At 71.2% G+C, this 24,087-nt stretch carries 22 protein-coding genes; 14 read left to right on the forward strand and 8 right to left on the reverse strand.

What is annotated here, in order from left to right; genetic code table 11:
• Positions 1-9: 9 nt before the first annotated feature.
• On the reverse strand, positions 10-1,494 hold the full coding sequence (locus KIK05_RS11295) for a multicopper oxidase family protein (RefSeq protein ID WP_214410590.1): 1,485 nt from the start codon (positions 1,492-1,494) through the stop codon (positions 10-12).
• A 165-nt stretch (positions 1,495-1,659) separates the two neighbouring features.
• Between KIK05_RS11295 and KIK05_RS11300 the strand changes: the two genes are divergently transcribed.
• Together KIK05_RS11300 and KIK05_RS11305 are read left to right on the forward strand one after the other, a co-directional pair.
• Positions 1,660-2,481, forward strand: coding sequence for a class I SAM-dependent methyltransferase (locus KIK05_RS11300; RefSeq protein WP_214410591.1), 822 nt, complete (start codon positions 1,660-1,662; stop codon positions 2,479-2,481).
• A gap of 22 nt (positions 2,482-2,503) precedes the next feature.
• Positions 2,504-3,649, forward strand: a complete 1,146-nt coding sequence (locus KIK05_RS11305; RefSeq protein ID WP_214410592.1) for a nucleotide disphospho-sugar-binding domain-containing protein — start codon at positions 2,504-2,506, stop codon at positions 3,647-3,649.
• Between the two features lie 64 nt (positions 3,650-3,713).
• Here the strand turns inward: KIK05_RS11305 and KIK05_RS11310 are convergent, their stop codons facing one another.
• Positions 3,714-4,913: a cytochrome P450 gene (locus KIK05_RS11310; protein WP_214410593.1), complete on the reverse strand. Its 1,200-nt coding sequence runs from the start codon at positions 4,911-4,913 to the stop codon at positions 3,714-3,716.
• Between the two features lie 297 nt (positions 4,914-5,210).
• Between KIK05_RS11310 and KIK05_RS11315 the strand changes: the two genes are divergently transcribed.
• Both KIK05_RS11315 and accB read left to right on the forward strand, forming a co-directional pair.
• Positions 5,211-7,037, forward strand: a complete 1,827-nt coding sequence (locus KIK05_RS11315; RefSeq protein WP_214410594.1) for a TIM-barrel domain-containing protein — start codon at positions 5,211-5,213, stop codon at positions 7,035-7,037.
• A gap of 40 nt (positions 7,038-7,077) precedes the next feature.
• Positions 7,078-7,572 (forward strand): acetyl-CoA carboxylase biotin carboxyl carrier protein, encoded by a 495-nt coding sequence (accB, locus tag KIK05_RS11320; RefSeq protein WP_214410595.1) that lies wholly within the window; start codon positions 7,078-7,080, stop codon positions 7,570-7,572.
• On the opposite strand, the gene KIK05_RS11325 is transcribed toward accB, so the two are convergent.
• A complete protein-coding gene (locus KIK05_RS11325; protein ID WP_214410596.1) occupies positions 7,547-7,720 on the reverse strand; it encodes a hypothetical protein in 174 nt (57 codons plus the stop codon). The genes accB and KIK05_RS11325 overlap by 26 nt on opposite strands.
• Positions 7,721-7,860: 140 nt before the next feature.
• On the opposite strand from KIK05_RS11325, the gene KIK05_RS11330 reads away from it, so the two are divergent.
• Positions 7,861-8,181: a PadR family transcriptional regulator gene (locus tag KIK05_RS11330; RefSeq protein ID WP_214410597.1), complete on the forward strand. Its 321-nt coding sequence runs from the start codon at positions 7,861-7,863 to the stop codon at positions 8,179-8,181.
• Positions 8,182-8,250: 69 nt separating this feature from the next.
• On the opposite strand, the gene rfbB is transcribed toward KIK05_RS11330, so the two are convergent.
• The gene (gene rfbB, locus KIK05_RS11335; protein ID WP_214410598.1) at positions 8,251-9,225 is read right to left on the reverse strand and encodes a dTDP-glucose 4,6-dehydratase; all 975 of its coding nucleotides are present in this window, start codon (positions 9,223-9,225) and stop codon (positions 8,251-8,253) included.
• Positions 9,226-9,335: 110 nt separating this feature from the next.
• Here rfbB and KIK05_RS11340 point away from each other — a divergent pair, with 110 nt between their 5' ends.
• Positions 9,336-9,629: an antibiotic biosynthesis monooxygenase family protein gene (locus tag KIK05_RS11340; RefSeq protein WP_214410599.1), complete on the forward strand. Its 294-nt coding sequence runs from the start codon at positions 9,336-9,338 to the stop codon at positions 9,627-9,629.
• Between the two features lie 40 nt (positions 9,630-9,669).
• On the opposite strand, the gene KIK05_RS11345 is transcribed toward KIK05_RS11340, so the two are convergent.
• Complete coding sequence (locus tag KIK05_RS11345; protein WP_214410600.1) at positions 9,670-11,274, reverse strand: 4-hydroxyphenylacetate 3-hydroxylase family protein; 1,605 nt, start codon at positions 11,272-11,274, stop codon at positions 9,670-9,672.
• A 389-nt stretch (positions 11,275-11,663) separates the two neighbouring features.
• Here KIK05_RS11345 and KIK05_RS11350 point away from each other — a divergent pair, with 389 nt between their 5' ends.
• A complete protein-coding gene (locus KIK05_RS11350; protein WP_250562626.1) occupies positions 11,664-12,851 on the forward strand; it encodes an acyl-CoA dehydrogenase family protein in 1,188 nt (395 codons plus the stop codon).
• A 27-nt stretch (positions 12,852-12,878) separates the two neighbouring features.
• Positions 12,879-13,304 carry an SgcJ/EcaC family oxidoreductase gene (locus tag KIK05_RS11355; protein ID WP_214410602.1) on the forward strand — a complete coding sequence of 142 codons (426 nt, stop codon included), beginning with the start codon at positions 12,879-12,881 and terminating at the stop codon, positions 13,302-13,304.
• Between the two features lie 65 nt (positions 13,305-13,369).
• On the opposite strand, the gene KIK05_RS11360 is transcribed toward KIK05_RS11355, so the two are convergent.
• Positions 13,370-14,239, reverse strand: coding sequence for a class I SAM-dependent methyltransferase (locus tag KIK05_RS11360; protein WP_214410603.1), 870 nt, complete (start codon positions 14,237-14,239; stop codon positions 13,370-13,372).
• Positions 14,240-14,839: 600 nt separating this feature from the next.
• On the opposite strand from KIK05_RS11360, the gene KIK05_RS11365 reads away from it, so the two are divergent.
• From KIK05_RS11365 to KIK05_RS11375, 3 genes are all read left to right on the forward strand, one after another.
• Complete coding sequence (locus tag KIK05_RS11365; protein ID WP_214410604.1) at positions 14,840-17,668, forward strand: AfsR/SARP family transcriptional regulator; 2,829 nt, start codon at positions 14,840-14,842, stop codon at positions 17,666-17,668.
• Between the two features lie 92 nt (positions 17,669-17,760).
• Positions 17,761-17,904 (forward strand): hypothetical protein, encoded by a 144-nt coding sequence (locus tag KIK05_RS11370; protein WP_214410605.1) that lies wholly within the window; start codon positions 17,761-17,763, stop codon positions 17,902-17,904.
• Positions 17,905-18,291: 387 nt separating this feature from the next.
• Positions 18,292-19,329 (forward strand): hypothetical protein, encoded by a 1,038-nt coding sequence (locus KIK05_RS11375; RefSeq protein ID WP_214410606.1) that lies wholly within the window; start codon positions 18,292-18,294, stop codon positions 19,327-19,329.
• Between the two features lie 2 nt (positions 19,330-19,331).
• Here the strand turns inward: KIK05_RS11375 and KIK05_RS11380 are convergent, their stop codons facing one another.
• The gene (locus KIK05_RS11380; RefSeq protein WP_214410607.1) at positions 19,332-20,213 is read right to left on the reverse strand and encodes a phosphotransferase family protein; all 882 of its coding nucleotides are present in this window, start codon (positions 20,211-20,213) and stop codon (positions 19,332-19,334) included.
• A 99-nt stretch (positions 20,214-20,312) separates the two neighbouring features.
• Positions 20,313-20,795 (reverse strand): MarR family winged helix-turn-helix transcriptional regulator, encoded by a 483-nt coding sequence (locus KIK05_RS11385; RefSeq protein WP_308249860.1) that lies wholly within the window; start codon positions 20,793-20,795, stop codon positions 20,313-20,315.
• A gap of 379 nt (positions 20,796-21,174) precedes the next feature.
• Between KIK05_RS11385 and KIK05_RS11390 the strand changes: the two genes are divergently transcribed.
• The 3 genes from KIK05_RS11390 to KIK05_RS11400 all read left to right on the forward strand — a co-directional run bounded on the left by KIK05_RS11390 (position 21,175) and on the right by KIK05_RS11400 (position 23,982).
• Positions 21,175-21,630, forward strand: coding sequence for a MarR family winged helix-turn-helix transcriptional regulator (locus KIK05_RS11390; RefSeq protein WP_214410608.1), 456 nt, complete (start codon positions 21,175-21,177; stop codon positions 21,628-21,630).
• A 131-nt stretch (positions 21,631-21,761) separates the two neighbouring features.
• A complete protein-coding gene (locus tag KIK05_RS11395; RefSeq protein ID WP_214410609.1) occupies positions 21,762-22,748 on the forward strand; it encodes a helix-turn-helix domain-containing protein in 987 nt (328 codons plus the stop codon).
• Positions 22,749-22,938: 190 nt separating this feature from the next.
• A complete protein-coding gene (locus KIK05_RS11400) occupies positions 22,939-23,982 on the forward strand; it encodes an NAD-dependent epimerase/dehydratase family protein (protein WP_214410610.1) in 1,044 nt (347 codons plus the stop codon).
• Positions 23,983-24,087 lie beyond the last annotated feature (105 nt).

Genomic DNA, 24,087 nt, shown 5'->3' on the forward strand with positions numbered 1-24,087 from the left:
AGGTCCCGTTCAGGGCGCGATCTCCATCTGGGCCATCATCGCCATGGACGAGTGCTCCAGCAGGTGGCAGTGGTACACGTAGCGGCCGGTGTACTCCTCGAACCTCACCTTGAAGGCCACGGTGGACGCCGACGGCACCGTCACGGTGTCCTTCAGCCCCGCCTCGTGCCCGGTCACCGGCTGCCCGTCGCGCTCCAGCACCTGGAAGTGCGCGAGGTGCAGGTGCATGTTGTGCGGGACGGCCGGCCGGGTGTCGAGGTTGTGCACCCGCCATATCTCCGTCGTACCGAGCTTGACCTGCTGGTCCACGCGCGCCGGGTCGAACGTCTTGCCGTCCAGCAGGAACATCCCCGTGGCGAGGTCGAGTTTGAACGACAGATCGCGGGTGACCGTCGCCTCGCCGAGGTCGGGCAGCGGGCGGAGCGTGGTGGGGATCTCGCTCTCGTCGTCGTCGGCGTCCGCCACGACGTCGAAGCGCAGCACGTCGCGCGTGCCCTCGTCGGCGCCGCGGTCGTTCACCAGCATCACCTGGCTGCCCACCGCGTAACGGGTGAAGTCGACGATGACCTCGACCCGCTCCCCGGGCCACACCGGCACCCTCGTCGCCGGCACCGGGGCCGGGAGCAGGCCGCCGTCCGAGGCGATCTGCACCATCTCGCCGCCGTTCCCGAGCGTGAACGCCAGGTCGCGGTCCAGGCACACGTTGAGCAGCCGGAAGCGGTACTTCCGCCTCTTGACCCGGAGGTACGGCCGCACCTGCCCGTTCACCAGCACGGTCTTGCGGTCGCGGAAGCCGCCCATCACGTAGACCAGCTGTCCCTGCTCGTCGAACAGCGCGTCGCGGAACATCAGCGGGATGTCGTGCGCCCCGCTCGGCAGCTTCAGCTGGTCCTCCAGATCGTCCTTGATCATGTAGAAGCCGGCCAGGCCCCGGTAGACGTGCTCCGCCTCCAGATGATGGGCGTGGTCGTGGTACCACAGCGTGGCGCCGGGCTGCCGGTTCTCGTAGGTGTAGGTGCGGGAGGCGCCCGGGTCGAAGATGTCCATCGGATGGCCGTCGTTGTCCGCCGAGACGTGCCCGCCGTGCAGGTGGACGGCCACCGGCTGGGCCGCGCCGTTGCTCTGCTGGATCACCACCTTGCGTCCCGACCGCACCTTGATGGTCGGCCCGGTGAACTGCCCGTTGTACCCCAGGACGGTCGTGCCGTACCCGGGGAAGATCTCCACCTGGCCCGGCTTGATCGCCATCCGGTAGTAGTCCGTCGTCGGCGTCGACATGTACGGACTGAGCACCGGAGGGACCCGCAGGGCCTGCGAGAACGGCGTGACGACGGGCGCGGGGCCGGTGGCCGAGACCAGCGCGGCCGATCGGGCGTGCGCCCCGTGCGGCAGGTCGAAGGTGTGCTTCGAGGGCGACAGCGCGGCCCGCACGGGCATCGCCGCCGCCATGCCGCCGAGCACCCCCAGTTTCATGATGTTACGTCTGCTCAGCATGTTCCCCTCCGTGGCCGGTCATCGGCCCGCATGGTCGCCGTACCGGCTTGAGATCCCGTCCAGAACGGCTCGCGTGCGCGCTCCTCCATCGGCCCTCGACCACCGGTCGAGCAGCGGCTGCAAGCGTCGGCATCGAGTACGGAGACGTCGGCAAGGAGACGAATCATGATCGGTCGGCGAGAACTGCCGCAGGAGCAGCTGGAGTGGAACAAGCGCTGGGGAGTGCCGTACGGGCACGACTGCGCGGACCTGTCGATCAGCCAGCGCATCGAGGACCCGGACCCGTCGCGCTTCGGCCCGTTCGCCTACCAGCGCAACAACCACACCCGGCTGTTCGAGTACCCCTGGGCGTACTTCGCCGCCGGGATCGAGCCGGGCATGAAGGTGGTCGACGTCGGCGGCGGCCTCGGCGGCCTGCAGTTCGTGCTCGCCTCCGAGGGCTGCGAGGTCGTCAACGTCGACCCCGAGGCGCGCGAGGTCGAGACCTGGGCCGACAAGCGCGGCTGGACCGGCTTCCCCTCCGTCGGCGTCCCGCTGACGGAGCAGAACCACAAGCGGCTGAACGACGCCTTCAAGACCTCCGTCCGCCTGGTGACGGACACGATCCAGGACGCGGACCTGCCCAAGGGCACGTTCGACCGTGCCTTCTGCCTGTCGGTCATCGAGCACGTCGACCAGCAGGAGGCGCGCGACATGCTCACCGCGATGCACGCGCTGCTCAAGCCCGGCGGCCTGTGCCTGCTCACCATCGACCTGTTCCTCGACTGCAAGCCGTTCGGCGTGCTCGACAGGAACGTCTGGGGCTCCAACATCGACGTCCACGCGCTGGTCAGCGGGCTCGGGTTCGAGGTCGCCGCCGGGGACCCGCGCGAGCTGCTCGGCTTCCCCGAGTGGGACTACGACCGCGTCGTCAGCCTGATCCCCGAGTACCTCATGGGGTACTTCTCGGCGCTGTCGCAGGCCATCGCGTTGCGGAAGCCGGCCTGACCCGCGAAGGAGGCGCACGCCGATGAGAGTGCTGTTCGCGACCTGGGCCACCCGGTCGCACTACTACCCTCTGGTGCCGCTCGCCTGGGCGCTGCGGGCGGCCGGTCACGAGGTGCGGATCGCCGGCCAGCCCGACGCCTGTGACATGGTCACGCGCACCGGCCTCCCGTTCGTGCCGGCCGGGCCCGCGCTCGACCTCGGCGCCCTCATCGAGGGGATCCGGCTGAAGCCTCCGCCCGACGCGAGCCGCGAGGAACGGGAACGGGCCCGCTCCGCCACGGCCGTGCGGATGTTCATGGCCGGAGCGGAGGCCATGGCCGACGACCTGCTGGCCTTCGCCCGCGGCTGGCGGCCCGACCTGGTGGTGTACGAGCCGAGGCAGTACGCCGCGATGAAGGTCGCCCAGGTGCTGAGGGTGCCGGCGGTCCGCTCCCTGTCGGGCGGCACCGACTACACCTACGTCCGCGAGGACGTCGAACGGCCGATTCTCGCGCCGCTGTGGGAGCGGTTCGCGCTCGGAAGCCCCCACGGCCACCTCACCGTCGACCCCTGCCCGCCGTCCCTGCAGGTCGAGGGCCCGCTCGCCAGGCGCTTCATGCGCTACGTGCCCTTCAACGGCGGCGGCACCGTGCCGGCGTGGCTGCGCGAACCCCGCTCCCGGCCGCGCGTCCTGGTCACGTTCGGGGTGACGTTCGCCAAGCACGCCGGCAACCTCGACCCCGTCCGTGTGGCGACCGAGGCGGTGAGCGGCCTCGACGTGGAGGTCGTCGTCGCCGCCTTCGCCGAGCAGCGCGCGCTGCTCGGGGACCTGCCCGGCAGTGTCAGGGTCGTGGAGTCGATGCCGCTGCATCTGCTGCTGCCGACGGTCTCCGCCGTGGTGCACCAGGGCGGCGCCGGCACCATGCTCACCTCGGCCGCCTGCGGGGTGCCGCAGCTGATCCTGCCGTCCATCGCCGACGAGCCGCTGAACGCCCGGATGCTGCAGGCGCAGGGCGCGGGACGGCAGGTCCACCTCGCCGACGCCGGCCAGGACGTCATCCGCGCCGAGGTCTCGGCCCTGCTGGAGCAGGACTCTCACCGCGACGCGGCGCTCAAGCTCAAGGAAGAGATCGAGTGCCAGGCCGTGCCCGCCGAGATCGTGGACGTGCTCGAGTCGCTGGCCTCCTGAAACGTCGTACGGCTCGCCGCCCGGTGGGGGGCGGCGAGCCGTACGACGTCCGCGTGCGTGCGCGTCAGGCGCGGGTCAGCCGGACCAGGAGTTCCTTGGGCCCGCGGATGGTGAGGTTGTCCTTGTAGGCGATCGAGTCCGTGGCCGCCTCGATCGTGCGGGCCTTGCTCACCAGCGCCTCGAACGCCAGCCGCCCCTCCAGCCGGGCGAGCCCCGCCCCGAGGCAGAAGTGGGGGCCCCCGTCGAAGGCGATGTGCCGGTTGGGGGAGCGGCCCACGTCGAGCCGGTCGGGGTCGGGGAACACCTCCGGGTCGCGGTTGGCGGCGCCGCGCACCAGCACCACCTGCTCTCCCCGGCGGAACTCGTGCCCGTCCAGGGTGAGGTCGGAGAGGACGGTACGGCGGGTGAGCTGCGTCGGCGGGTCGTACCGGAGGAACTCCTCCACGGCCGAGGTGAACAGGCCAGGGTCGTCGCGCAGCCGCTTCAGCTCTCCCGGGTTGCGGAGCAGGGCGAGGGTGCCGTTGCTCAGCAGGTCCGTGGTCGTCTCGTGGCCCGCCACGTAGATCATGGTGCAGGTGGCCAGCAGCTCGCCCTCCGACAGCGCTGACCCGTTGTCGCGGGCCGCGATGAGCTCGGTCAGCAGGTCGTCGCCTCCCGTGCGGCGCCGGTCGGCGACCAGTTCCCTGAAGTAGCCGTCGAAGGCCGCCAGTGCCCGGTTGCGTTCCTCCTTCTGCTCCGGGCTGTGCTGGTAGTCCGGGTCGACCCCCCGGGCGATCACTCTGGACCACTCCCTGACCATCTCCCGGTCGCGCACCGGCACGCCGAGCAGTTCGCTGATCACCGTCGCGGGCAGGGGGTGGGCGAACGTCTCGACCAGGTCCACCTCGCCGCGCTCGACCGCCTCCTCTAGCATCGAGTCGATCAGCCGCCGGATCCACGGCTCCAGCCGCTGCACCCGGCGCGGGGTGAAGGCCTTGTTGACCAGCGAGCGCTGCCGGGTGTGCTCGGGAGGGTCGAGCAGGATGAACGGCATGGCCTTGCCGGGGGCCGGCCGCCGCCATTTGCTGTCGTCCAGCAGGCGTTGCCGGGAGCCGTGACCGAACCGCGGGTCGCGGAAGACCTGGGTGCAGTCGTGGTACCGGGTCAGCACCCAGGCGCCCCGCGGGGAGCGCCACACCGGAGCGGTCTCCCGCAGGCGGCGGTAGTACGGGTAGGGGTCCGCGCGATGCGCGGCGTCGAAGGGATCGAAGTCGATCTCCGTCATTTCACTCTCCCTCTGCAGACGCCCCACAGGGTGACAGCGCGGGCTCGAAGGCGGCTTTAGCCGAGATCCAGATGGCGCCGCCGCGCCCGATCGGGGACCGACACGTACTCCAGCGACCTTCGAGCGCCGGCGGTGAGCATTGCGGCACACGACCGATGAGCGGGAGCGAACCCGACGTAGTGAGCGGAGTGGTCGGTGAGGAACGAGCCGCCCGCGAAGCGAATGAGGAGCGGTGAGCGACCCATGAGCGGGCGAACCCGACGTAGTGAGCGCAGGCGGCTCGAGGAGGAGTGGTACATGCGGGATTCCCAGACCGTACTCGAGCGACCGGCCTTCCGGTTACGGCTCGGGGAACCGACCGCACCGTTCGTCCACCTTGATCTGGAATCGTTCACCCAGCCGCTGCGGGTGGGCGTGGGCGTGGACGGGCCGGAGGCGCTGGACCGCGAGATCGACCTGGTCGACCGGACCATCGTCGACAGGGGAGAGTACGAGCGGATCACCTGGACCGCGAAGAGCACCCGGTGGGACAAGTTCTACCACCTCGACGTCCACCGGGACCGGCTGGAGTTCCACGCCGAGGTCGTCGGCAACGGCGTCGTCTCGGCCGTGCGGTTCTTCGACATCATCGAGGACACGGACTTCCGCGAGCACTTCGCGCTCACCAAGCATTTCAACGACAAGCTGCGGACCCCCGTCCGCGCCTACTCGCGGGCCACGCCCATCGGCTTCGACAGGGTGTTCAGCCCCGAGCCGAACACCTACGGCCGGCAGGAGTTCCGGCCCTTCGAGCGCGCGCAGGTCAGCGTGAACGCCGACCTGGACTACCAGGGCGGCAACCTCGTCTCCAACCCGGGCCTGCTCTGCTTCGCGGTGGCCGCCCGGGCCGGACACGAGTGGCTGACCTTCGGCCTGCGGGTGACGCCCGGGGAGTACCTGTTCTCCGACTACGAGTACGTCGGGGGCGAGGGGTTCGGGCTGCACCTGGCCTGCCCGGGCGGCCGGGCCGTGGAGGGGCGCGCCGAGACCCCCCGGGTGGTCATGGTCCTCGACCGCGACCCGGAGCTCGCGATGCGGTCGTACGTGGCCGCGCTGCGCGGGCCCGCGGCCGCCCGGCCGGCGGGGGAGCGGCCCTCCTGGTGGAGCCGGCCGATCGTCTCCGGCTGGGGGCACCAGTCGTACCAGGGCGACCTGTTCCGCATCCGCAGCCCACGGGAGCGGGGGCGCGACAACGCCGTCTACACCTTGTGCACCCAGCCGAACTACCAGGACATCGTCCGTCGTCTGGACGACCGCGGGGTGCCGTGGGGCACGCTCGTCATCGACGCGCGGTGGTTCCTCGCCGCCGGGTTGAAGAACGTCGACGCCGGCCGGTGGCCCGACATGCGCGGCTTCGTGGACCGGCTGCACGCCGACGGCAAGCGCGTCCTGTTGTGGTGGGGGCCGTGGGATCCCGAAGGGCTGCCGGAGGACGAGTGCGTGCTGTACCGCCCGGACGACGGGCGGTCCCGGCCGGGCAAGCGCGGCAAGTGGGAGCACCTGTCGCCCGGCTCCCGGGTCGCGATCGACCCGACGCTGCCCGGGGCCCGCGAACGCATCCGGGCCCAGCTTCACCGCGTGCTGGGGTCGGGGCCCGGCTGCCTCGACGTCGACGGCCTGAAGATCGACCATGTGTCGGCCACGCCGGCCCTGGAGGGCATGGCGTTCCAGCCGGGGTCGGGACGGCTGTCCGGGATCGAGGCGGCCAAGGAGATGCACCGGCTGATCTACCAGACGGCCAAGGAGATCAAGCCGGACGCGCTCATCATGGGCCAGTCGCCCAACCCCTACTTCGCCGACGTCCTCGACATGGTACGGCTCGGCGACATCTACACCCGCGACCGCGAGTCGGTCGTGGCCGACATGGCGTTCCGCGCCCGCATGGCGCGGGTGGCCGACGAGAACTGGCTGATCGACACCGACGGCTGGCCGCTGCCCTCGATGAAGGCGTTCCGCGAGTACGTGGCCGTCCAGCCGGAGCTCGGCGTGCCGAGCCTGTACTACGCCAGCCACCTCGACACCACGGGCGAGGCCATCACCGACGCGGACTTCGCCCTCATCCGGTCGGCCTGGGGGGATCTGTGAGGCACACGTCTGCCTGGATCTGCAGGAAAGGAGCTCATCGATGAGCGAGCGCTCTGGGCACACGCCCACGTTGGAGGAACTGTGGCGGCACGCCGCCGCGCTGATCGACGGCACGGAGGGGCCGGTCCGGCGCGTCAAGCTGACGGCCGGCGAGACGAGCGTCGAGGTCGAGTGGCCCGAGCTGTCCCGCCCGGCGGGCCAGGCGCCGCTCGCGGCGCCCGTGCCCGCCTCCGTCCCCCTCGCCGCGACCGCCCCGGCGGCGGTCGCCGAGACGGTCCCCGGCGCCGAGGAGCACCAGGTGTGCGCCCCGCTGGTGGGGACCTTCTACCGTGCCCCCGCGCCCGGGGCCAAGCCCTTCGTCGAGGTGGGCGACACGGTCGTGGCCGGCCAGCAGGTCGGCATCGTGGAGGCCATGAAGCTGATGAACGGCGTGGAGGCCGACCGGGACGGCGTGGTCACCGCCGTCCTGGTCCAGGACGGCACCTCGGTCGAGTACGGCCAGCCGCTGATCACCATCTCTCTTCTGGACGAATGAACGGATCGGCGGGCGAGGGCTCGCCCTCGCCGGCGCCGCCCGGCACGTGCGGGTCGGTCCAGTGCAGGTATCCGAACCAGGCCAGGCCGGAGCCGAGGCCGGCCAGGATCAGGCGCAGCACGGACCGGCCCGTGTTCGACGCGTTCATGGGGAAGTTCCTCCAAAGCTCGTCAGGACTTCTCGGGGGGCCCGGCAGCGGGCATGGGCGAGGTCGTCGGACAAATGAAATTGACTGATCGTCGGGAGGTACCTGATGGGCTTCAGACGCGATACATGTAGAATGCCGACATGAAGCTCGACACACTCCGGGGGCATCTGGACGCGCTGGTGCTTGCTGTGCTCGAGCCCGGCCCGCTCCACGGCTATGCCATCATCAGCACCCTGCGTGCGCGCAGCGGCGGCACTCTCGACCTCCCCACCGGCACGATCTATCCCGCGCTGCGGCGCCTGGAGCGCGCGGAGTACGTCTCCAGCGACTGGAGCATCGTCGGGGGACGCAAGCGCCGCACGTACGAGCTGACCGCCGCCGGCCGTCGCGCTCTCGCGAGCGAGCGCGACACCTGGAAGGCCTTCAGCAACATCGTCGGGGGGGTTCTCGGCACCGACTGACGCCGAGTCACCCGTGTGACGGCCGCCGCCTTTCGCGGCGGCCGTCGTCGTGCCGGGACACCTCGGCGGTCAGCCCAGGTCCGGTCGGAGAGGCTCCCACCAGGCCCGGTTCTCGCGGTACCACCGCACCGTGTCGGCCAGTCCCTGGTCGAAGGAGATGGACGACTCGTACCCCAGCTCGCGTTCGGCCTTGCCGACGTTCAGCGAGTAGCGCCGGTCGTGCCCCTTGCGGTCGGCCACCCGGCGCACCCGCTCCGGCCCCGCGCCGCACAGCCGCAGCAGCCGCTCGGTGAGGTCCCGGTTGGTGAGCTCCACGCCGTTGCCGAGGTGGTACACCTCGCCGGGCCGTCCCTTGCCGAGGACGAGGTCGATCCCCCGGCAGTGGTCGTCCACGTGCACCCACTGGCGCACCACCGTCCCGTCGCCGTACAACGGCACGTCCCGTGACGACAGCAGGTTCGTGACGAACAACGGGATGAGCTTCTCGGGGAACTGGTGCGGCCCGTAGTTGTTGGAGCACCGCGTGATGCACACCGGCAGGCCGTGCGTGTGGTGGTAGGCCAGCATGATCAGATCGCTGCCGGCCTTGGATGCCGAGTACGGCGAGCTCGGGCAGAGCGGCGCGTCCTCGGTCCACTCGCCCTGCTCGATCGAGCCGTACACCTCGTCGGTCGACACGTGCACGACGCGCTCGATCCCCCGGTGCAGGCAGCAGTCGGCGAGAGTCTGCGTGCCGAGCACGTTGGTCCGGACGAACACGTCCGGGTCGGTGATCGAGCGGTCCACGTGCGACTCGGCCGCGAAGTGGACGACCGCGTCGTGCCCTGGAAGCAGGTCCATGAGCATGGCGCGGTCGCAGATGTCGCCGCGCACGAAGGTGAGCCGCGGGTGGCCCATGGGCAGGTTCGAGGTCGAGCCCGCGTAGGTCAGCTTGTCGAGAACCGTCACCTCGGCGCCTTCGCACCCGGCGTACTGGTTGTCGAGCACAGAGCGGACGTAGTGGCTTCCGATGAAGCCCGCGCCTCCGGTTACCAGGATCCTCATACGGACCAGGCTCGCCCGCCGTACTCGGGCAACGATCGAATGCCGGTGGAACCTTTCTGGTACACGGCTTCTCGAGCGGCCCTCGAGGCGGTCGCGTCACCCTCGGCGGCATGGCTGTACTCGTGCTGGTCCACTATCGCGGCCCCGCGGAGGCCGTGCGCGACGGCTACGCGCGCACCGCCGTGCAGATGGCCGCCACGCCGGGCCTTCTCGGTGTCGAACTCCTCCACGGCGAGGCCGACGGGGACGGCGAACGCTGGGTGCTCGCCATGCGCTGGTCGGACGCGGCGGCCTTCGAGGCCTGGGAGCGCGAACTGCGCCGGCAGGGTCATCCCTCGCCGCTGCGGCCGTTCCAGGACCGTGATCGCCCCGGCGGGCACTACGAGGTGTTCGCCCAGCCGTAGGGCGAGCGCCCCCCGGCCGCGCCGGCGGCCGGGGGAGGGCTCAGGGGTTCAGGGTGCCGTTGCCGATGCGGCGCAGGTGGTCGAAGGAGGACAGGTCGGGGACCGTCCAGCCGTCGAGGTCGTACTCCGACAGGCACTCGTCGACGAACGCCTTGTACTGGTCGACCTGGCCGCCCAGGATCTGGGCGTTCAGGAGTTCCACGCGGGTGTTCTCGTGGTTGCCGGCGTAGTTGCGCTCGTACAGCTCGTGGCGGCCGCCGAACTCGGTGCCGACCGCGTCCCAGAGGAGCTTCATGACCTTGATCCGCTCGACGGCGTCGCTGCCGTCGGAGCCGCGGATGTACTTGTCCAGGTAGGGGCGGATGTCGGGGTTCTTGAAGTCCTCGGCGCTGGAGTTGATGTAGATCAGCCCGCTGGCGATGTCCTGCTGGATGATCTCCTTGATCCTCGGGTAGCCGTTCTGCATGAACCACCGGTACGCCAGGCCGTACGCCGGGTTCGGCAGCAGGGCGCCGTCCTTCCACTCCACGGGGTTGCGGGCGGCGGCGTCGGAGAAGGCCCAGAACAGGTTGCGCCACGCCAGCACTTCACCGATCCGCGTCTGAACGCCGCGGAAGTCCTTGGTGCCGGTCATCTCGGTGGCCTTGATGAGCAGACCGGCGATGAACTCCAGCTTCACCGCGAGCCGGGTGCAGCCGTGGAAGGTGAAGCGCTCGAAGAAGCCGGAGCGGCCGGTGAACAGCAGCGCCTTGCCCAGGTTGCCGTAGACGAAGACGTTCTCCCACGGGATGAGCACCTTGTCGAGCACGAGGATCGTGTCGTTCTCGTCCAGCCGGGAGGAGAGCGGGTAGTCGAACGGGCTGCCCATCACGGTGGCGGTGGTGGAGTAGGACGGCCGGCAGATCAGCTTCATGCCCGGCGCGGCCATGGGGATCGTCGCCACCAGCGCGAACTTCTTGTCCTTGATCGGCAGGCCGTAGTGGGCGATGAAGTTGTAGTGGGTGAGCGCCGAGCCGGTGGCGACCACCTTGGCCCCGCTGACCACCAGGCCCGCGTCGGTCTCCTTCTCGACATGGACGAACACGTCGGCGACCTCGTCCGGTGGCCGGTTGCGGTCCACCGGCGGGTGCACGATGGCGTGGTTCCAGTACAGGACCTTCTCCTGCGACTCGGCGTACCAGCGCCGGGCGTTGTCGGCGAACGGCTCGTAGAAGTCGGCGTTGGCGCCGAGGGTGCCGAGGAAGGACGCCTTGTAGTCGGGGCTGCGCCCCATCCAGCCGTAGCTCATGCGGGCCCAGGCGGCGATGGCCTGCTGGTCGGCGACCAGGTCCTCGACGCTGTGCGGGGTGGTGAAGAACCGGTGGGTGTACCCGTCGCTGCCGGTGTCGGTCGGCTTGGTGAGGACGTCCCGCTTCTCGGGGTCGTGCAGGGCGTCGTACAGCCGCGCCGTCATCCGGATGGGGTTGTGGAACGCCGGGTGCGCGGTGACGTCCTTCACCCGCTCGCCGTACAGGTAGATCTCGCGGTCGTCGCGCAGGCTCTCGATGTACTCGTCGCCGGTCAGCGGACGTGTCTTCGGCCGCTCGGCGACGCCGACGGCGGTGGGCCGGTCGCCGGTCGCCGGAGTGCTTTCCTCTTCTCGCACCTCAACTCCTCGATGAATCGGTAGCCGTCGAGCATCGCCGCGTGCCCGAAGAAAAGCCCGCGAACGTCGAGCACGCCGGCGGGAAAGGTCGGAAACGGCCGGAACCGGAGGTCGCCGGCGTGGTTTCCGATGCCGGCGGTGATGGGCGGCCACACCGGAGGCCCGCTGTGGATCTCCATCGTCGCGCCACCGCCCACCAGGGGCATCTTTCACGTTGCGGTGTTCACGACAAGGGCGGTCCGCAATTCAGAAGATGCAGTGCAAAGGCCTGAATGCGACCGTCGGATGGTGAGCGTCGGCGGACGGCCATTCGGCTGGAAAAGATTTTCCGTAGCCCGGTGAACCCGGCCGGCTCCGCGTTTCATCGTCGGTTTCTTTTCTAGGAGGATATGGTGCTGACGACCGATGTCCCGACGCGCGAACAACTCGTCCGCCGGGCGTCCGAACTGGTGCCGGTTCTGCGGAAGAACGCCGTGTGGGCCGAGGAGAACCGCCGCATCCACGAGGAGTCGATCGAAGCCCTCGCCGACGCCGGCGTCTTCAAGCTGCGCACGCCCGTCCGGTACGGCGGGTACGAGGTCGACACGCGCACGCTGGTCGACGTGGCCGCCGAGCTCGGCAGGGGCGACGGGTCCACCGCGTGGGTCGCCTCGGTCTTCTGGATCCCGACCTGGATGGCGTCCCTGTTCCCCGACCACGTGCAGGACGAGGTGTTCTCGACCCCCGACGTGCGGATCTGCGGCACGCTGAGCCCGACCGCGATGGCCGCCCCGGCCGAGGGGGGTGTCGTCGTCAACGGCAAGTGGGGCTTCATCAGCGGCGCCCTGCACAGCCAGTGGCAGGTCGTCGTCGCCGTCCTGGTCGGCGGCGAGGGCGAGCCGCACCCCGTCATGGCCCTGGTGCCCCTGTCCGACCTGCAGGTCGCCGACGACTGGCACACCTCCGGCCTGAAGGGCACCGGCAGCGTCAGCACCATCGCCCAGGACGTCTTCGTCCCCGCCGACCGGGTGCTGCACATCGGCGCGGTGCTGCAGGGACAGGGCGGCGCCTCGCGGGCCAACGCCGGCCGCCCGATCTACAACGCGCCGCTGCTGCCGGTCGCCTCGGCGTCCTCGGTGGGCACGGTGCTCGGTCTCGCGCGCGGGGCCAGGGACGCGTTCTTCGAGCGGCTGCCCGAGCGAAAGATCACCTACACCGGCTACACCAGCCAGAGCGAGGCCCCGATCACCCACCTGCAGGTCGCCGACGCCACCATGAAGATCGACGAGGCCGAGTTCCACGCCCACCGCCTCTCCGGGCTGGTCGACACCAAGGGCGTCGAGGGCGCCGCCTGGACGCTGGAGGAGCGCGCCCGGGCGCGGGCGGACATGGGCGCGGTGTGCAGGCTCGCCAAGGAGGCGGTGGACATCTTCAACACCGCCAGCGGCGGATCGTCCATCTACAGCCACATGCCGATCCAGCGGATCGCCCGCGACATCCAGGCCGTCAACCTGCACGCCCTGATGCACCCGAACACCAACGCCGAGCTGTACGGGCGCGTCCTGTGCGGTCTCGAGCCCAACACGCTCTACATCTGACCACCAGCTCTGAGAAGGGTTCGTGCCATGGCCACAACCAGTTCCTCAGCGACCCTCGGCACCGCGGTGTCGGAGGCGGACAAGGCCGCGGTGGCCGCCGTCCCCGGGCGCATCGTCGCGGCGTGGGCGCGCCAGGACGCCAAGGCCTTCGCCGACGTCTTCACCCCGGACGGCACGATGATCCTCCCGGGGTTCTACCGCAAGGGCTCGGCGGACATCGAGGCCTTCATGGCGGGCGCCTTCCAGGGCCCCTACAAGGGGACCCAGGTGACCGGGCAGCCGATCGACGTGCGGTTCATCAGCGCCGACAGCGCCGTGGTGGTCACCCAGGGCGGCGTGCTCGCCGCCGGCGAGACCGAGGTCGCCGACGAGCGCGCGATCCGGGCGACGTGGGTCGTCACCCGGCACGAGGGCGAGTGGAAGCTCGCCGCCTACCAGAACAGCCCCCGCTGACCGCCGGCGGGTGAAACAGGACACCGCCCGGCGAGCAGGACCCCCGCCGCCCGCCGGGCGGTCCGTCATGCGTCCCCGGTCTTCCCCGCCCGGTAGACGCTGACGACCATGGGCTCGGAGCCTGTGTACGGCGTGCCGTGCCAGTCTCCGTAGCGCCCATGGAGGCTCAGTCCCGCATGGCCGGCGTGGGCGTCGAGCTCCTCCGGCTCGGTGAGGCGGCTGACCGTCGAGGAGATGCGGGCGTTGCCCTCCTCGAACCAGATGTGCGACAGCCGCCACGTCCGCTTCTCCGGGTCGCGGGTGGAGTAGGACAGCAGCCCGGTGTCCTCGCCCGGATACGGGGTGAAGAAGATCTCGCGCGGCCGTCCCTGGTGCAGGGCCGCCACGGCCGCCGGGTTGTGGGTCTCCAGCACGACGGTGCCGCCGGGCGCGAGGGCCTCGGCGCACCTGAGCAGCACCTGCCGCTGGTCGGCGGGGTCGAGCAGCATGCAGAACGTGTCGCGCAGGCAGTAGACCAGGCGGTACTGCCGTCCGTCGGCGTAGGTGCGCATGTCGCCCTCGACGGGGACGACCGGCCTCGGTGTCACCGAGAGGCTCTCCCGCAGTACCGAGAGCCGCTCCGGGGAGGAGTCCACGCCGACCACGTCGCCGATCCGCCGTGACAGCGGCAGCGCCACCCGCCCGACGCCCACGCCCAGTTCCAGGGCGGCGTGCCCGTCGGTCTCGCTCGCCGCGACGAGCCGGGCCAGCCACTCGGCGATCTGCTCCGACTCCGGGCCGGTGGGGAAGATGCGGTCGTGGAAGCCGGTGGAGTGCCCGCCGTGGCCGCTTCGTGCCATGCCGCTCATGCCCGCGCGCAGCCGGGCCCGGGCACGCTCATGCGCCCGCCCCGCCGGACGGAGCGAACGCCCGTACGCGCAGGAACCCGAGATCATGCCGGACACCGCCCTCTCTCGGGTTGCCCTGTGCCTCGTGGACGCCCGCCGGGCGGACCTGCACGACCCTGGCCCCCGCCGGCAAGGTCGACTTCAGGCCCGCCGGGACGGCGGAGCGCCGGGTCGCCGCGCCGGTCGAGCCGGGCGCGGTGGAGCTGGGTGCGGTGGAGCGTGTACCGGAGGGTGGCGAGAAGGCGGCTTTCGAGAGTGGTGCCGGCCGCGACACTTCGCACCTTCCTTTCTGCCTGTCTCCTGATCGGGCGGGCACGGACCGCCCGGTACCGTGCCCTCCCCGCTCAGGAGGCCCTGCCCGGCCGGGTCGTTCGGTGCGGCCCCCTCGACCGCGCCGAGGCCGTTCCAGGGCGTGGGAGTGACGGCACCGTAGGGGGAGGATCGATTCGGCGCCGATGTGCGGAATGGACGCGAACCAGTCCATCAGGCGCCGGTCCACCGCCGGTCCACGCCGGTTTCCCGGCCGCCTTGATCCCTTGTGTCAGGCCTGCCTAGGATCTGAATATCTCTCACCTCACCTCGGAGGCTGGTGTGGATTTCCGGCTCCTTGGGCCGATGCGGATCCGCGACTCCGAAGACCGTGAAGTCGTGATCGCCAGGCCCAAGCACCGGCAGGTCCTCGCGGCGCTGCTCTCGGCCGCCGGGCAGGTGGTGGCCGCCGACCAGCTCATCGGCTACCTGTGGGACCACACGCCGCCGCCCTCGGCCCGGGGGAACCTCAAGACCTACGTCTGGAGCCTGCGACGGCTGCTCGCCCCCGGCGACCCGGCGTCCGCGCCGATCGAGACCGTCGCGGACGGTTACCGCATCTCGGTGCCTCCGGGCGAGCTGGACTGCCTGACCTTCTCCGAACTGGCAGGTCAGGGCCGGGCCGCCCTGAAGGCGGGGGACGTCCGGCGCGCCGAGGTCTCCTTCCAGCGCGCTCTGGCCCTCTGGCGCGGCCCCGCCTTCCAGGACATCCCCCTCACGCTGCGCCTGGGCGAGATCGCGGCGCAGCTGGAGGAGGAGCGGGCCGGCGCCTTCGAGGACTGGGTCGAGACCCGGCTCGCCCTCGGCATGCACGCCGAGGTGATCGCCCGGTCGCGCCGGTGGCTGCGCGAGCACCCGCTGCGGGAGCGGTCGTGGGGCCAGCTCATGCTGGCCCTGGCCCGCGACGGCAGGAGGGCCGAGGCGCTGGAGACGTTCCACGAGCTGCGGAACCGGCTGGTGGACGAGCTCGGGGTGGAGCCGGGCTTCCCGATCAGGGAACTCCACCGGCGCATCCTCGACGGGGACGCCGAGCTGTTCACGCTCACTCCCGTCACGCCGCCCCCGTCCCCGCAGGACGACGCCGCCCCGGCGGCCCGTCCCGCGACCGGCCCCGCCGAGCCGGCGGCCGTCCCGCGGCAGCTCCCCTCCGAGGTCCCCGGCTTCGTGGGCCGGCGGACCGAGGTCGCCCGGCTGGTGTCGTGGCTGAACCCTCCCGGCGACGCCCTCCCCGTGCCGGTCGTGGGCATCTGCGGACCGCCTGGCGCGGGCAAGTCCGCCCTCGCCCTGCGCGTCGCGCACCTGGCCGCCGGCCGGTTCCCCGACGGGCAGGTGTACGTCAACCTGCGCGGCGCGACGCCGGGCGTCCGGCGCCTCCCGACCGGGGAACTGCTCGGCCGGATCCTCCGGACGTTCGGCGTGCCGGGCGCCGACGTCCCCGTGGACGCCGACGAGGCCGCCTCCGTGCTGCGCACCCTCCTGCACGGCAGGCGCGTGCTGCTCCTGCTGGACGACGCGGCCTCGGTCGCGCAGGTCGGGCCGCTTCTGCCGATGACGCCCGGCTCGACGGTACTGGTGACGTCCCGCGAGAGCTTCGCCGCGGCGGCGCCGGGGGCGCACGTCAACCTCGGTCCCATGCTGCACTCGGAGTCGGTCGCGATGCTGACCCGGCGCTTCGAGTCGGTGGGCATCGAGTTCTCCGAGGAGGCGGTGCACCGGCTGGCGGTCCTGTGCGACCGGCTTCCCCTGGCGCTGCACGTCGCCGGCGCGCGGCTGGAGAGCCGGGCCAACTGGTCGGCGGACACCCTGATCGAGCGGCTGGAGGACGAGGGCAGGCGCCTGGACGAGCTGCGCACCGGGGAGATCGGCGTGCGCAGCAGCATCGCGGTCAGCTACGCGGGACTGGAGGAAAGCGGGCAGGAGATCGACCGTGAGGCCGCCCGCGCGTTCCGCCTGATCGGCGCCCTGAACGTCCCGGAGCTGGGGCTGGGCGCGGTCGCGGCGCTCCTCGACGCCCCGGCGCGGGTGGCGGAGGAGACGGTCGAGCGGCTGTTCGACGTGCGCCTGGTCGACTGCCCCGCGCCCGACAGGTACACCATGCACGACCTGGTCAGGCTGTTCGCGAGGGAGCGCGCCGCCGGCGGCGGCCCGGAGGAGGGACGGGACGTCGCCCTGCGCCGCGTCCTCGGCCACTATCTCGCCACCGCCTCGCTGGCCGTGGGCCTGCTGGAGCCCCACCGCGTGCACGTCACCGCGCCGGCGGTCCCGCAGGCCCCCCTGCCGCTGCGCGACCGGGCCGAGGCCGGCCGGTGGCTGGAGCGGGAGAGACCCAACCTGCTGACCCTCGTCGGGCAGGCGTGGGACCGGGACGCCGCCACGGCCCGCCTCGCCGTCGCCCTCGCGCTCACCATGCGGTGGTACCTGGCCGCCCACGGTTACCGTCACGACATGCTGCGCCTGGGGCAGATGTCCCTGGAGGTCGCGCGGCGCCTGGGGGACCGGGCGAGCGAGTCGCAGGCGCTGGGGCTGCTGTCGATGGCCCACCGCCTGCTCAACGACCAGGCCGCCGAGCTCGCCTGCCTGCGGCGGGAGCTGGAGCTGTGCCGCGAGCTGGGCGACCTGTTCGGGGAGCAGCGGGCGCTGGGCAACCTCGCCAGCGCCCTGCTGCTGATGGAGCACTCCAAGGAGGCGCTCGACCTGGCCGAGCGGCAGCTGGAGATCAGCAGGCGCATCGGTTCGGGCGTGGGGGAGCGGTACGCGCTCATCATGGCCGGTGAGGCGCATGTCCAGCTCGGCGGGCACGACGAGGCCGCGGCGATGCTGCTTCAGGCGCTCGGGCAGGCCCAGGACGTGGGGGACGCCCTGCACGAGGGGATGGCCCGCAGGCGTCTCGGCGAGGCCTATCTTCTGCGGGGCGACATCCCGGCGGCGCGCTCCCAGCTGACGGCGTCGCTGGCGAGCTTCGGCCCCCAGGGGCCCGAACGTTCCGAGGCGATGGTCGGGCTCGCCCGGTCCTCCCGGCTGCTCGGGAGGCTGGAGGAGGCGGCCGCGTACGCGGAGGAGGCCCTGGAGATCGCGCGGGAGAGCGGGGACCGGCACGACGAGCAGCGGGCCCTGGAGGAACGCGACGAGATCGGCCGCCGCCTCGGCCGGACGCCGTGCGCGGGCTGAGCACGAAAGCCGAAAGAAACCTCATATACCGCGAACTTTTCGGCGTCGATGTTCGTCGGTCACATCAAGTACATCAACCACGGGGAGAACAGATGCGCAGTCGAATCACGCACTTATTGATGGCCGCCCTGGTCTGCACGGGATTGACCGCGGCGATCGCCCAGGGCGTTCCGGACCGCGACCAGCACACGACGGCCACGCTCGCCTTCGGGGACCCGCGCGGCAACTGCTGCTGAGGGCCGTCACGGGCGGCCGTCCCGGCCGCCCCATGACCTGAGACCTTCCCGGCGTCCGGTTGCTCACCCTCACGCATGGTTTCGCGGCGTTCGGTCCTTTATGGGCCGTCATGCCGTCACACGGAGAAGCCCTCACGTTCGGCCTGGAATTCGCTTTTCTTGCAAAGTGCTGGACCGGCCTTTTCGTGTTGACGGCCTGTTTACCCGCCATGTTCCATGGGTGTTGTGTCGGCGCCTTGGGGCGATCGACGTCGTGAGCCGGGGGCCGGACGCCGGGGAGGGTCGGTTCGTTGATCGGCTGGTGGCAGCACCATCCCGGTGCCGGCAGGCGGCCGCGGGCCGGGGCGCCTCACAACGGGACCTGGGATCCGTCGCGAGGAGTGACTGATGGCGCCCACATCTGACAGCGCGCGGTCAGCGATTCCGGCGTCAACGGCGCCGGCGCCTGCGGAGGACATCGCCGAGTGCCTCGGCGGGGAGGTCCATCTCGCCTACGCGCGCCGCCCGGCGACGGGGCTGGTCACCGTCGCGGCGGGCTTCACACCGGAGGCCGCGCGGGCCCGGGCGCGTACGCGGGCCGCCGCGCTGGAGGTCCTCCACATGCTGCCGGGCGGGTTCCCCCAGCCTCGCATGGGCGGCGAACGCGACCTGTATCTGTCCGACTTCATGCCCGACCCGCCCGCCGAGGGCCACGAGCGTGTCGCGGGCCTCGGGCTGCTGAGCGGGGAACGCTACCTGCTCCCCGCCGAGGTCGTGTGGATGGGCGAGCGTGACTGCGGGGTCGAGCCGACGGCCGTCGGCGTGGTCGGCGACGAGGACGACGGCGTCTCGGGCGCCATCGCCGACCTGCTCGCCCACGACATGGTCACGCGCTGGTGGTCCAGCCCCCGCATGCCGCTGGTCCGGGTATCGGCGCACCTCGCGAGCCTGATCCCCGAGAGCGCCGCCGCGGCGGTCCCCGCGCTCGGGCTGAGGGTGTCGGCGTTCGTGCTGCCCGCCTCCGGGTTCCAGATCGCCGTCGTCGGCGTGAGCGGGGAGGGGACGACGATCGCGACGGCCGCCGCCCGGACGGTCAAGGAGGCGGTCGGCGAGGCCTTCCTGCGGGCACTGGCGGCGCGGGCGCAGCCCTGGAGCACGCTGTCGACCGCCGACTCGCTGCGGCGCCTCACGGTGTGGCACCGCGAGGTCGACTACCTGGCCTACCTGGAGTGGTCGGCCCTGGACGCCGACCTGGGCTCGCTCGACCCCGCCGAGGCGGGCGACGGCTCGCCGGGCTGGGCCGACATCGCCTGCCGCCGTTTCGGGCACGAGCCGATCGTGGTCGGGCTGGACATGCTGGGCCGGCCGGTGAAGGTGCTGTGCCCGGGAGCGGCCTGCTACCGCACGGTCCCGCCCGGCACGACGCTGCCCTGCCCGGTCCCCTGACGTCAGAAGACGTGCGGCAGGGCGGCGAGCCCGTTGTCCACGTACGCCCGGATGCCGTGCCGCAGGCCGTAGGCGATGTCCTCCAGTTGTGAGCACCGCGCGTAGAAGGCGGCGCGTGCGCGGGCGGCGGCGTCGAAGGGGCCCTCGTAGTACGTCAGGGTCAGCTCGAAGACCTCGGGGCCGAGGTCCCGCAGGATCAGCCCGAGGTCGTAGGCGGGGTCGGCCACGGCGGCGTCGGTCCAGTCGATGACGCCCGTGACGACGCTCGCCGCCGGGTCCACCAGGATGTGCTCGGCGCCGAGGTCGTTGTGGCAGAACACCAGGACCTCCGGGGCGGGCGGCGGCGTCGTGCCGAGGTACTCCTCGACGCGGCCGCGCAGCCCGGCCGGGACGTGCGCGGCGATCTCGCCGTAGTCGCGTCCGGCGTCCTCCAGCAGCTCCTCCATCGAGTAGTCGTCGCGTGGCACGAGCCGTTCCATCGTCGCGACCGGCGCCCGGTGGAGCGCGTGGAGGAAGCCGCCGAGCCGCTCCGCGAGCCGCGCGGGCTCGGCCACCGGATGCTCGAACAGCGGGAGTCCGGGCAGCTTGGTGTAGGCGAGGATCCCGGCCTCCTCGTCGGCGAAGACGGGCTCGGGGACCGGCAGCGTGGACAGGCCGGACAGGGCGGTCAGCAGCGCCGCCTCCCGTCTGACGGCCTCGGCCCGCAGGACCGGGTCGGGTTCCTTGCTGGCCCGGACGACCAGCTCGCCGCCCACCTCGTAGGCGACGTTGTCCAGCCCCTCGCCGAGCGGGGCGACGGATCTCGTCTCATAGCCCGGCAGATGGCGGGCCAGCGATCCGCGGACCGTGCTCCACGCGTCCACCCGGTCGGTACGACCACTCATTCCTGTCGCTCCCTGTGATGCCCCGGCCATTTCGCACATCATTCCAGTCCGCGGCGACCAGAGGTGTCGAGGTGAACCATCCGGCCGCGTCGCGCGGTCTCAGGACGCGGACGGCGGCGGCGTGCGGTCGTGCACCAGGCGCCACAGGAAGGTGTTGAACAGCTCGCGCTCGTCGGGGGTGAAGGGCGCGAGGAAGGTGTCGAGGGCGTTCAGCATGGCGGGGCCGAGCTTGTGACGCAGTAGTGCCTGCCCCTCGCTGGTGAGGCCGATGGCGTACTTGCGCCGGTCGTCGGGGTTGCGGGCGCGCTGCACCAGACCGAGCCGCTCCAGTCCGTCGACCACGCTGACCATGGTGGTGCGGTCGATGCCGTGGGTGCGGGCGAGCTGCTGCTGTGATTGGGGGCCCATCGAATCGATCGCGGTGAGCACGACGAAATCCTTGGAGCGCAGCCCGAAAGGCTCGACCGCCGATTCGAGGATCTGGTTGAAGAGGTCGTTCGCCTTGCTGAGCAGGAGGCTGGTGGAGCTCGACGGAAAGGCGGCTCGCGGTGGGATGTCGGCATCCGAAAAATCGCCGCTCACATATGTGCCTTCCGGTAGTCACCTGTCCATAAATGCGCGACATGCCCAATATCAAGCATGCCTATATATGGCATGAGTGTCACATGGTCGCATCTGCCACGCAACACGCTGTGACAAATCGTCAGTTTTGCTGATTGACAGGCATGCTGATCGTCCGTGATACTGAACATAGTGTGAGGGCATTGGAGGGCTTCCGCCAGGGTTCACCGACGCTCATGGCGAGGAGGGCTCCATGTCTGATGCGCGAACCGGCCCCGACCCCGGCACCACGTGGGACGAGGCTCTCGACGTCTGGGACGAGGTCCGTGAGATCGTGACGGCGTGGATCGACGGCCAGCCGGAAGGCTGAGCCCGAGCCGGCCGAGGAGAGGGTGGTGCGATGAAGGCGAGCGGGCACGAGCCCATCGGGGCGGCGCGGCCGCTCGCCGAGTCCGTCGGATGGCTGCTCAACGAGGCGGCGCGCGAGCTCACGCTGCGGGTCGAGGAGGCGCTGGGCGACCACGACCTGCGCTGGCGCGACTACGGCGTGCTGGTCGTACTGGAGGCCGCCGGGCCGCTCTCGCAGCAGGAGATCGGACGGCGGCTCGCCGTCGACCGCTCCACGATGGTCCACATCATCGACGAGCTGGAGCGGCGCGGGCTGGTGGCGCGGGGCCGCGACCGGGCCGACCGGCGGGCGTACGCCATCGAGCTGACCGACCCCGGACGCACCCTGCTCTCGGAGGTGCTGCACCCCCTTACCGCGCAGGCGCACGACCGGGTGATCGGCAGACTGGGCGAGGAGGACCGCGCCCATCTCATCCGCATTCTTGCTCAGTTGGCGGCCGGAGGCTGAGCGGCCGTATGTGAGGGTATGCGGACCATCAAGATCTCTGATAGTTTGTAAACACACATATCCATGGAGCCGGGCGAGGGGAAGTACCCCGAGGTCTTCCTGGGTTGAGGGACATGGCCAGGAGGCGAGCCATGGACGTTTCCGTCATCGGGATATCCCCCGAAGCACTCGAGATCTACAGGTATTTCCTGCGGCATCGCGGAGACGGGATCGGCTCGATCAGGCAGGCCCTCGACCTCGACCCCGACAGCATCGAGGCCGCCGTCGAGACGCTGGCCAAGCTGTCCCTGCTCGACATCACCGACCGTCACCGCATCATGGCGACCGAGCCGCGGATCGGCATCGAACGCCTCATCGAGCAGCGCCTCAACGACCTGAACGCCGAGATCCGCCGCGTCCTCACCGCCCGGGACGCCATCGCCGCGCTGATGGAGGACCAGCGGGCCGGCGAGAACGCCGCCTCGGCGCTCGACATCGAACGGGTGGAGGGCCTCGACCGGGTCCGCCAGCGGCTGGACGACCTGGGGTTCTTCTCCTACAAGGAGACCCTCTGCCTCCACCCCGGCGGCCCGCTCTCCCGGGGCGCGATCGAGACGGCGCTGCCGCTGGACGCCCGCTCGCTGCGCCGCGGCCTCGCCATCAAGGCCGTCTACCACCCCAAGGCGCTCGACGACCCCGACATGGCGGCGTACCTCCGGGAGGTCGCCAAACTCGGCGGCCAGATCCGGATCACCGACGCCCCGATGGACCGCATGGTCATCTTCGACCGCAGCGTCGCCGTCGTGCCGATCCACCCCAAGGAGAGCGCCCGAGGCGCCCTGCTCGTCCGGGAGCCCGGCCTGGTCTTCCAGCTGGTCACCTACTTCGACGGTGTGTGGGACGCCGCCGTCGACCTGCGGGAGTTCACCGAGCCCACCGTCGAGGCGCCGCTGCTGTCGGAGCTCGAACGGAAGGTGCTCGCCGTCATGGCGACCGCGGACAAGGACGAGATCGCGGCCCGCGAGATCGACGTCTCGGTCCGCACCTACCGCCGCTACGTCGCCGACCTCATGGCCCGCCTCGGCGCCGTCAACCGCTTCCAGGCGGCCCTGCGCGCCAAGGAAGAGAACTGGATCTGATTTCCCGGCGAAATCACTTCCGGTATTCGTATTCCCTGCCCTGCCCTGCCATTCCGGCCCGGGTGCCGCGTTTATCGATTCATGCCCTTCTTGGGCCCGTGACGGGCGGCGTTATCGGTGAAAGCACATTCGGAGATGACAGCCGGGACGCGCAGGGATTTCACTGGTGTGGATCAGAGGAGATGGTCCGATGCTGGTAAGCGTGACCGGCGGCACGGGATTCGTCGGCGCCCATTCGGTCGCCGCCGTCGTCCGTGACGGGCATCGCGTCCGGATGCTCGTCCGCGACCCCGCCAAGGTGGAGCGCGCGCTCCTCCCGCTGGGGGTCCCCCTCGGTGCCGTCGAGGCCGTCATCGGCGACGTCACCGACGAGGCCGCCGTGGCCCGCGCGGTGCGCGGCGCCGACGCCGTGCTGCACGCCGCCTCGGTGTACTCCTTCGACGCCCGCCAGCACGGCCGGATGCGGCAGGTCAACGAGCGCGGCACCCAGGTCGTCCTCGGCGCCGCCCGGGCGGCCGGCGCCGGTGTGATCGTCCACGTGTCCACCTTCGCGGCGATGCTCCCCGCCCCGGGTCGGGTCGTCGACGCGAACTCGCCGGTCGGGCGCCCGCGCGAGACCTACATGGCGAGCAAGGCGGCCGCCGAGGCCGTCGCCCGCCGGCACCAGGACGAGGGGGCGCCGGTGGTGATCACCTACCCGCCCGCCCTGCTCGGCCCGCACGACCCGAACCTCGGCGACCAGACCTCCCGCCTGCGCGCCGTGCTGCGGGGCCTGACCCCGATATGGCCGCTCGGCGGGTTCCCGGTCGGGGACGTGCGCGACACGGCCGACCTGCACGCCTCGCTGCTGACCGCGCCACATGCGACCCCGGCGCGGTACTTCGGGCCCGGGCGCCACCTGTCCACCCGGGAGTACATGCGGACCGTGCGCCAGGTCACCGGGCGCGCGCTGCCGGCGGTCTTCCTGCCGGCCCGGGCGATGATCCCCGTCGGGCTGCTCGCCGACCTGGTCCAGCGCGCCTGGCCCTGGCACATCCCCGCCGAATACGGGGCCATCTACACCTGCGCCTGCGACACGAGGGTGGCCGAGGACGCCGGCACGAACGGGATCGGCCCCCGTGCCGTCACCGAGACCTTCGCCGACACGATCCGCTGGCTGCGCGACAGGGGCCACGTGACCGCCCGGCAGGCGGGGGCCGTGCGGCCGAGCCTGACGTCCGTAGGAGCGCGATGAGGGGAGATGCCGCCATGAGCGAGCGGATCGCGACCAGCCCGAGCCCGTCGTTCCCGTCACCGGGGGCGCGGACGAGCACCGTCGAGCTCGATTTCGTCCCGGTCG

The sequence above is a fragment of the Sphaerisporangium fuscum genome (assembly GCF_018531465.1).
Taxonomy (GTDB): domain Bacteria; phylum Actinomycetota; class Actinomycetes; order Streptosporangiales; family Streptosporangiaceae; genus Sphaerisporangium; species Sphaerisporangium fuscum.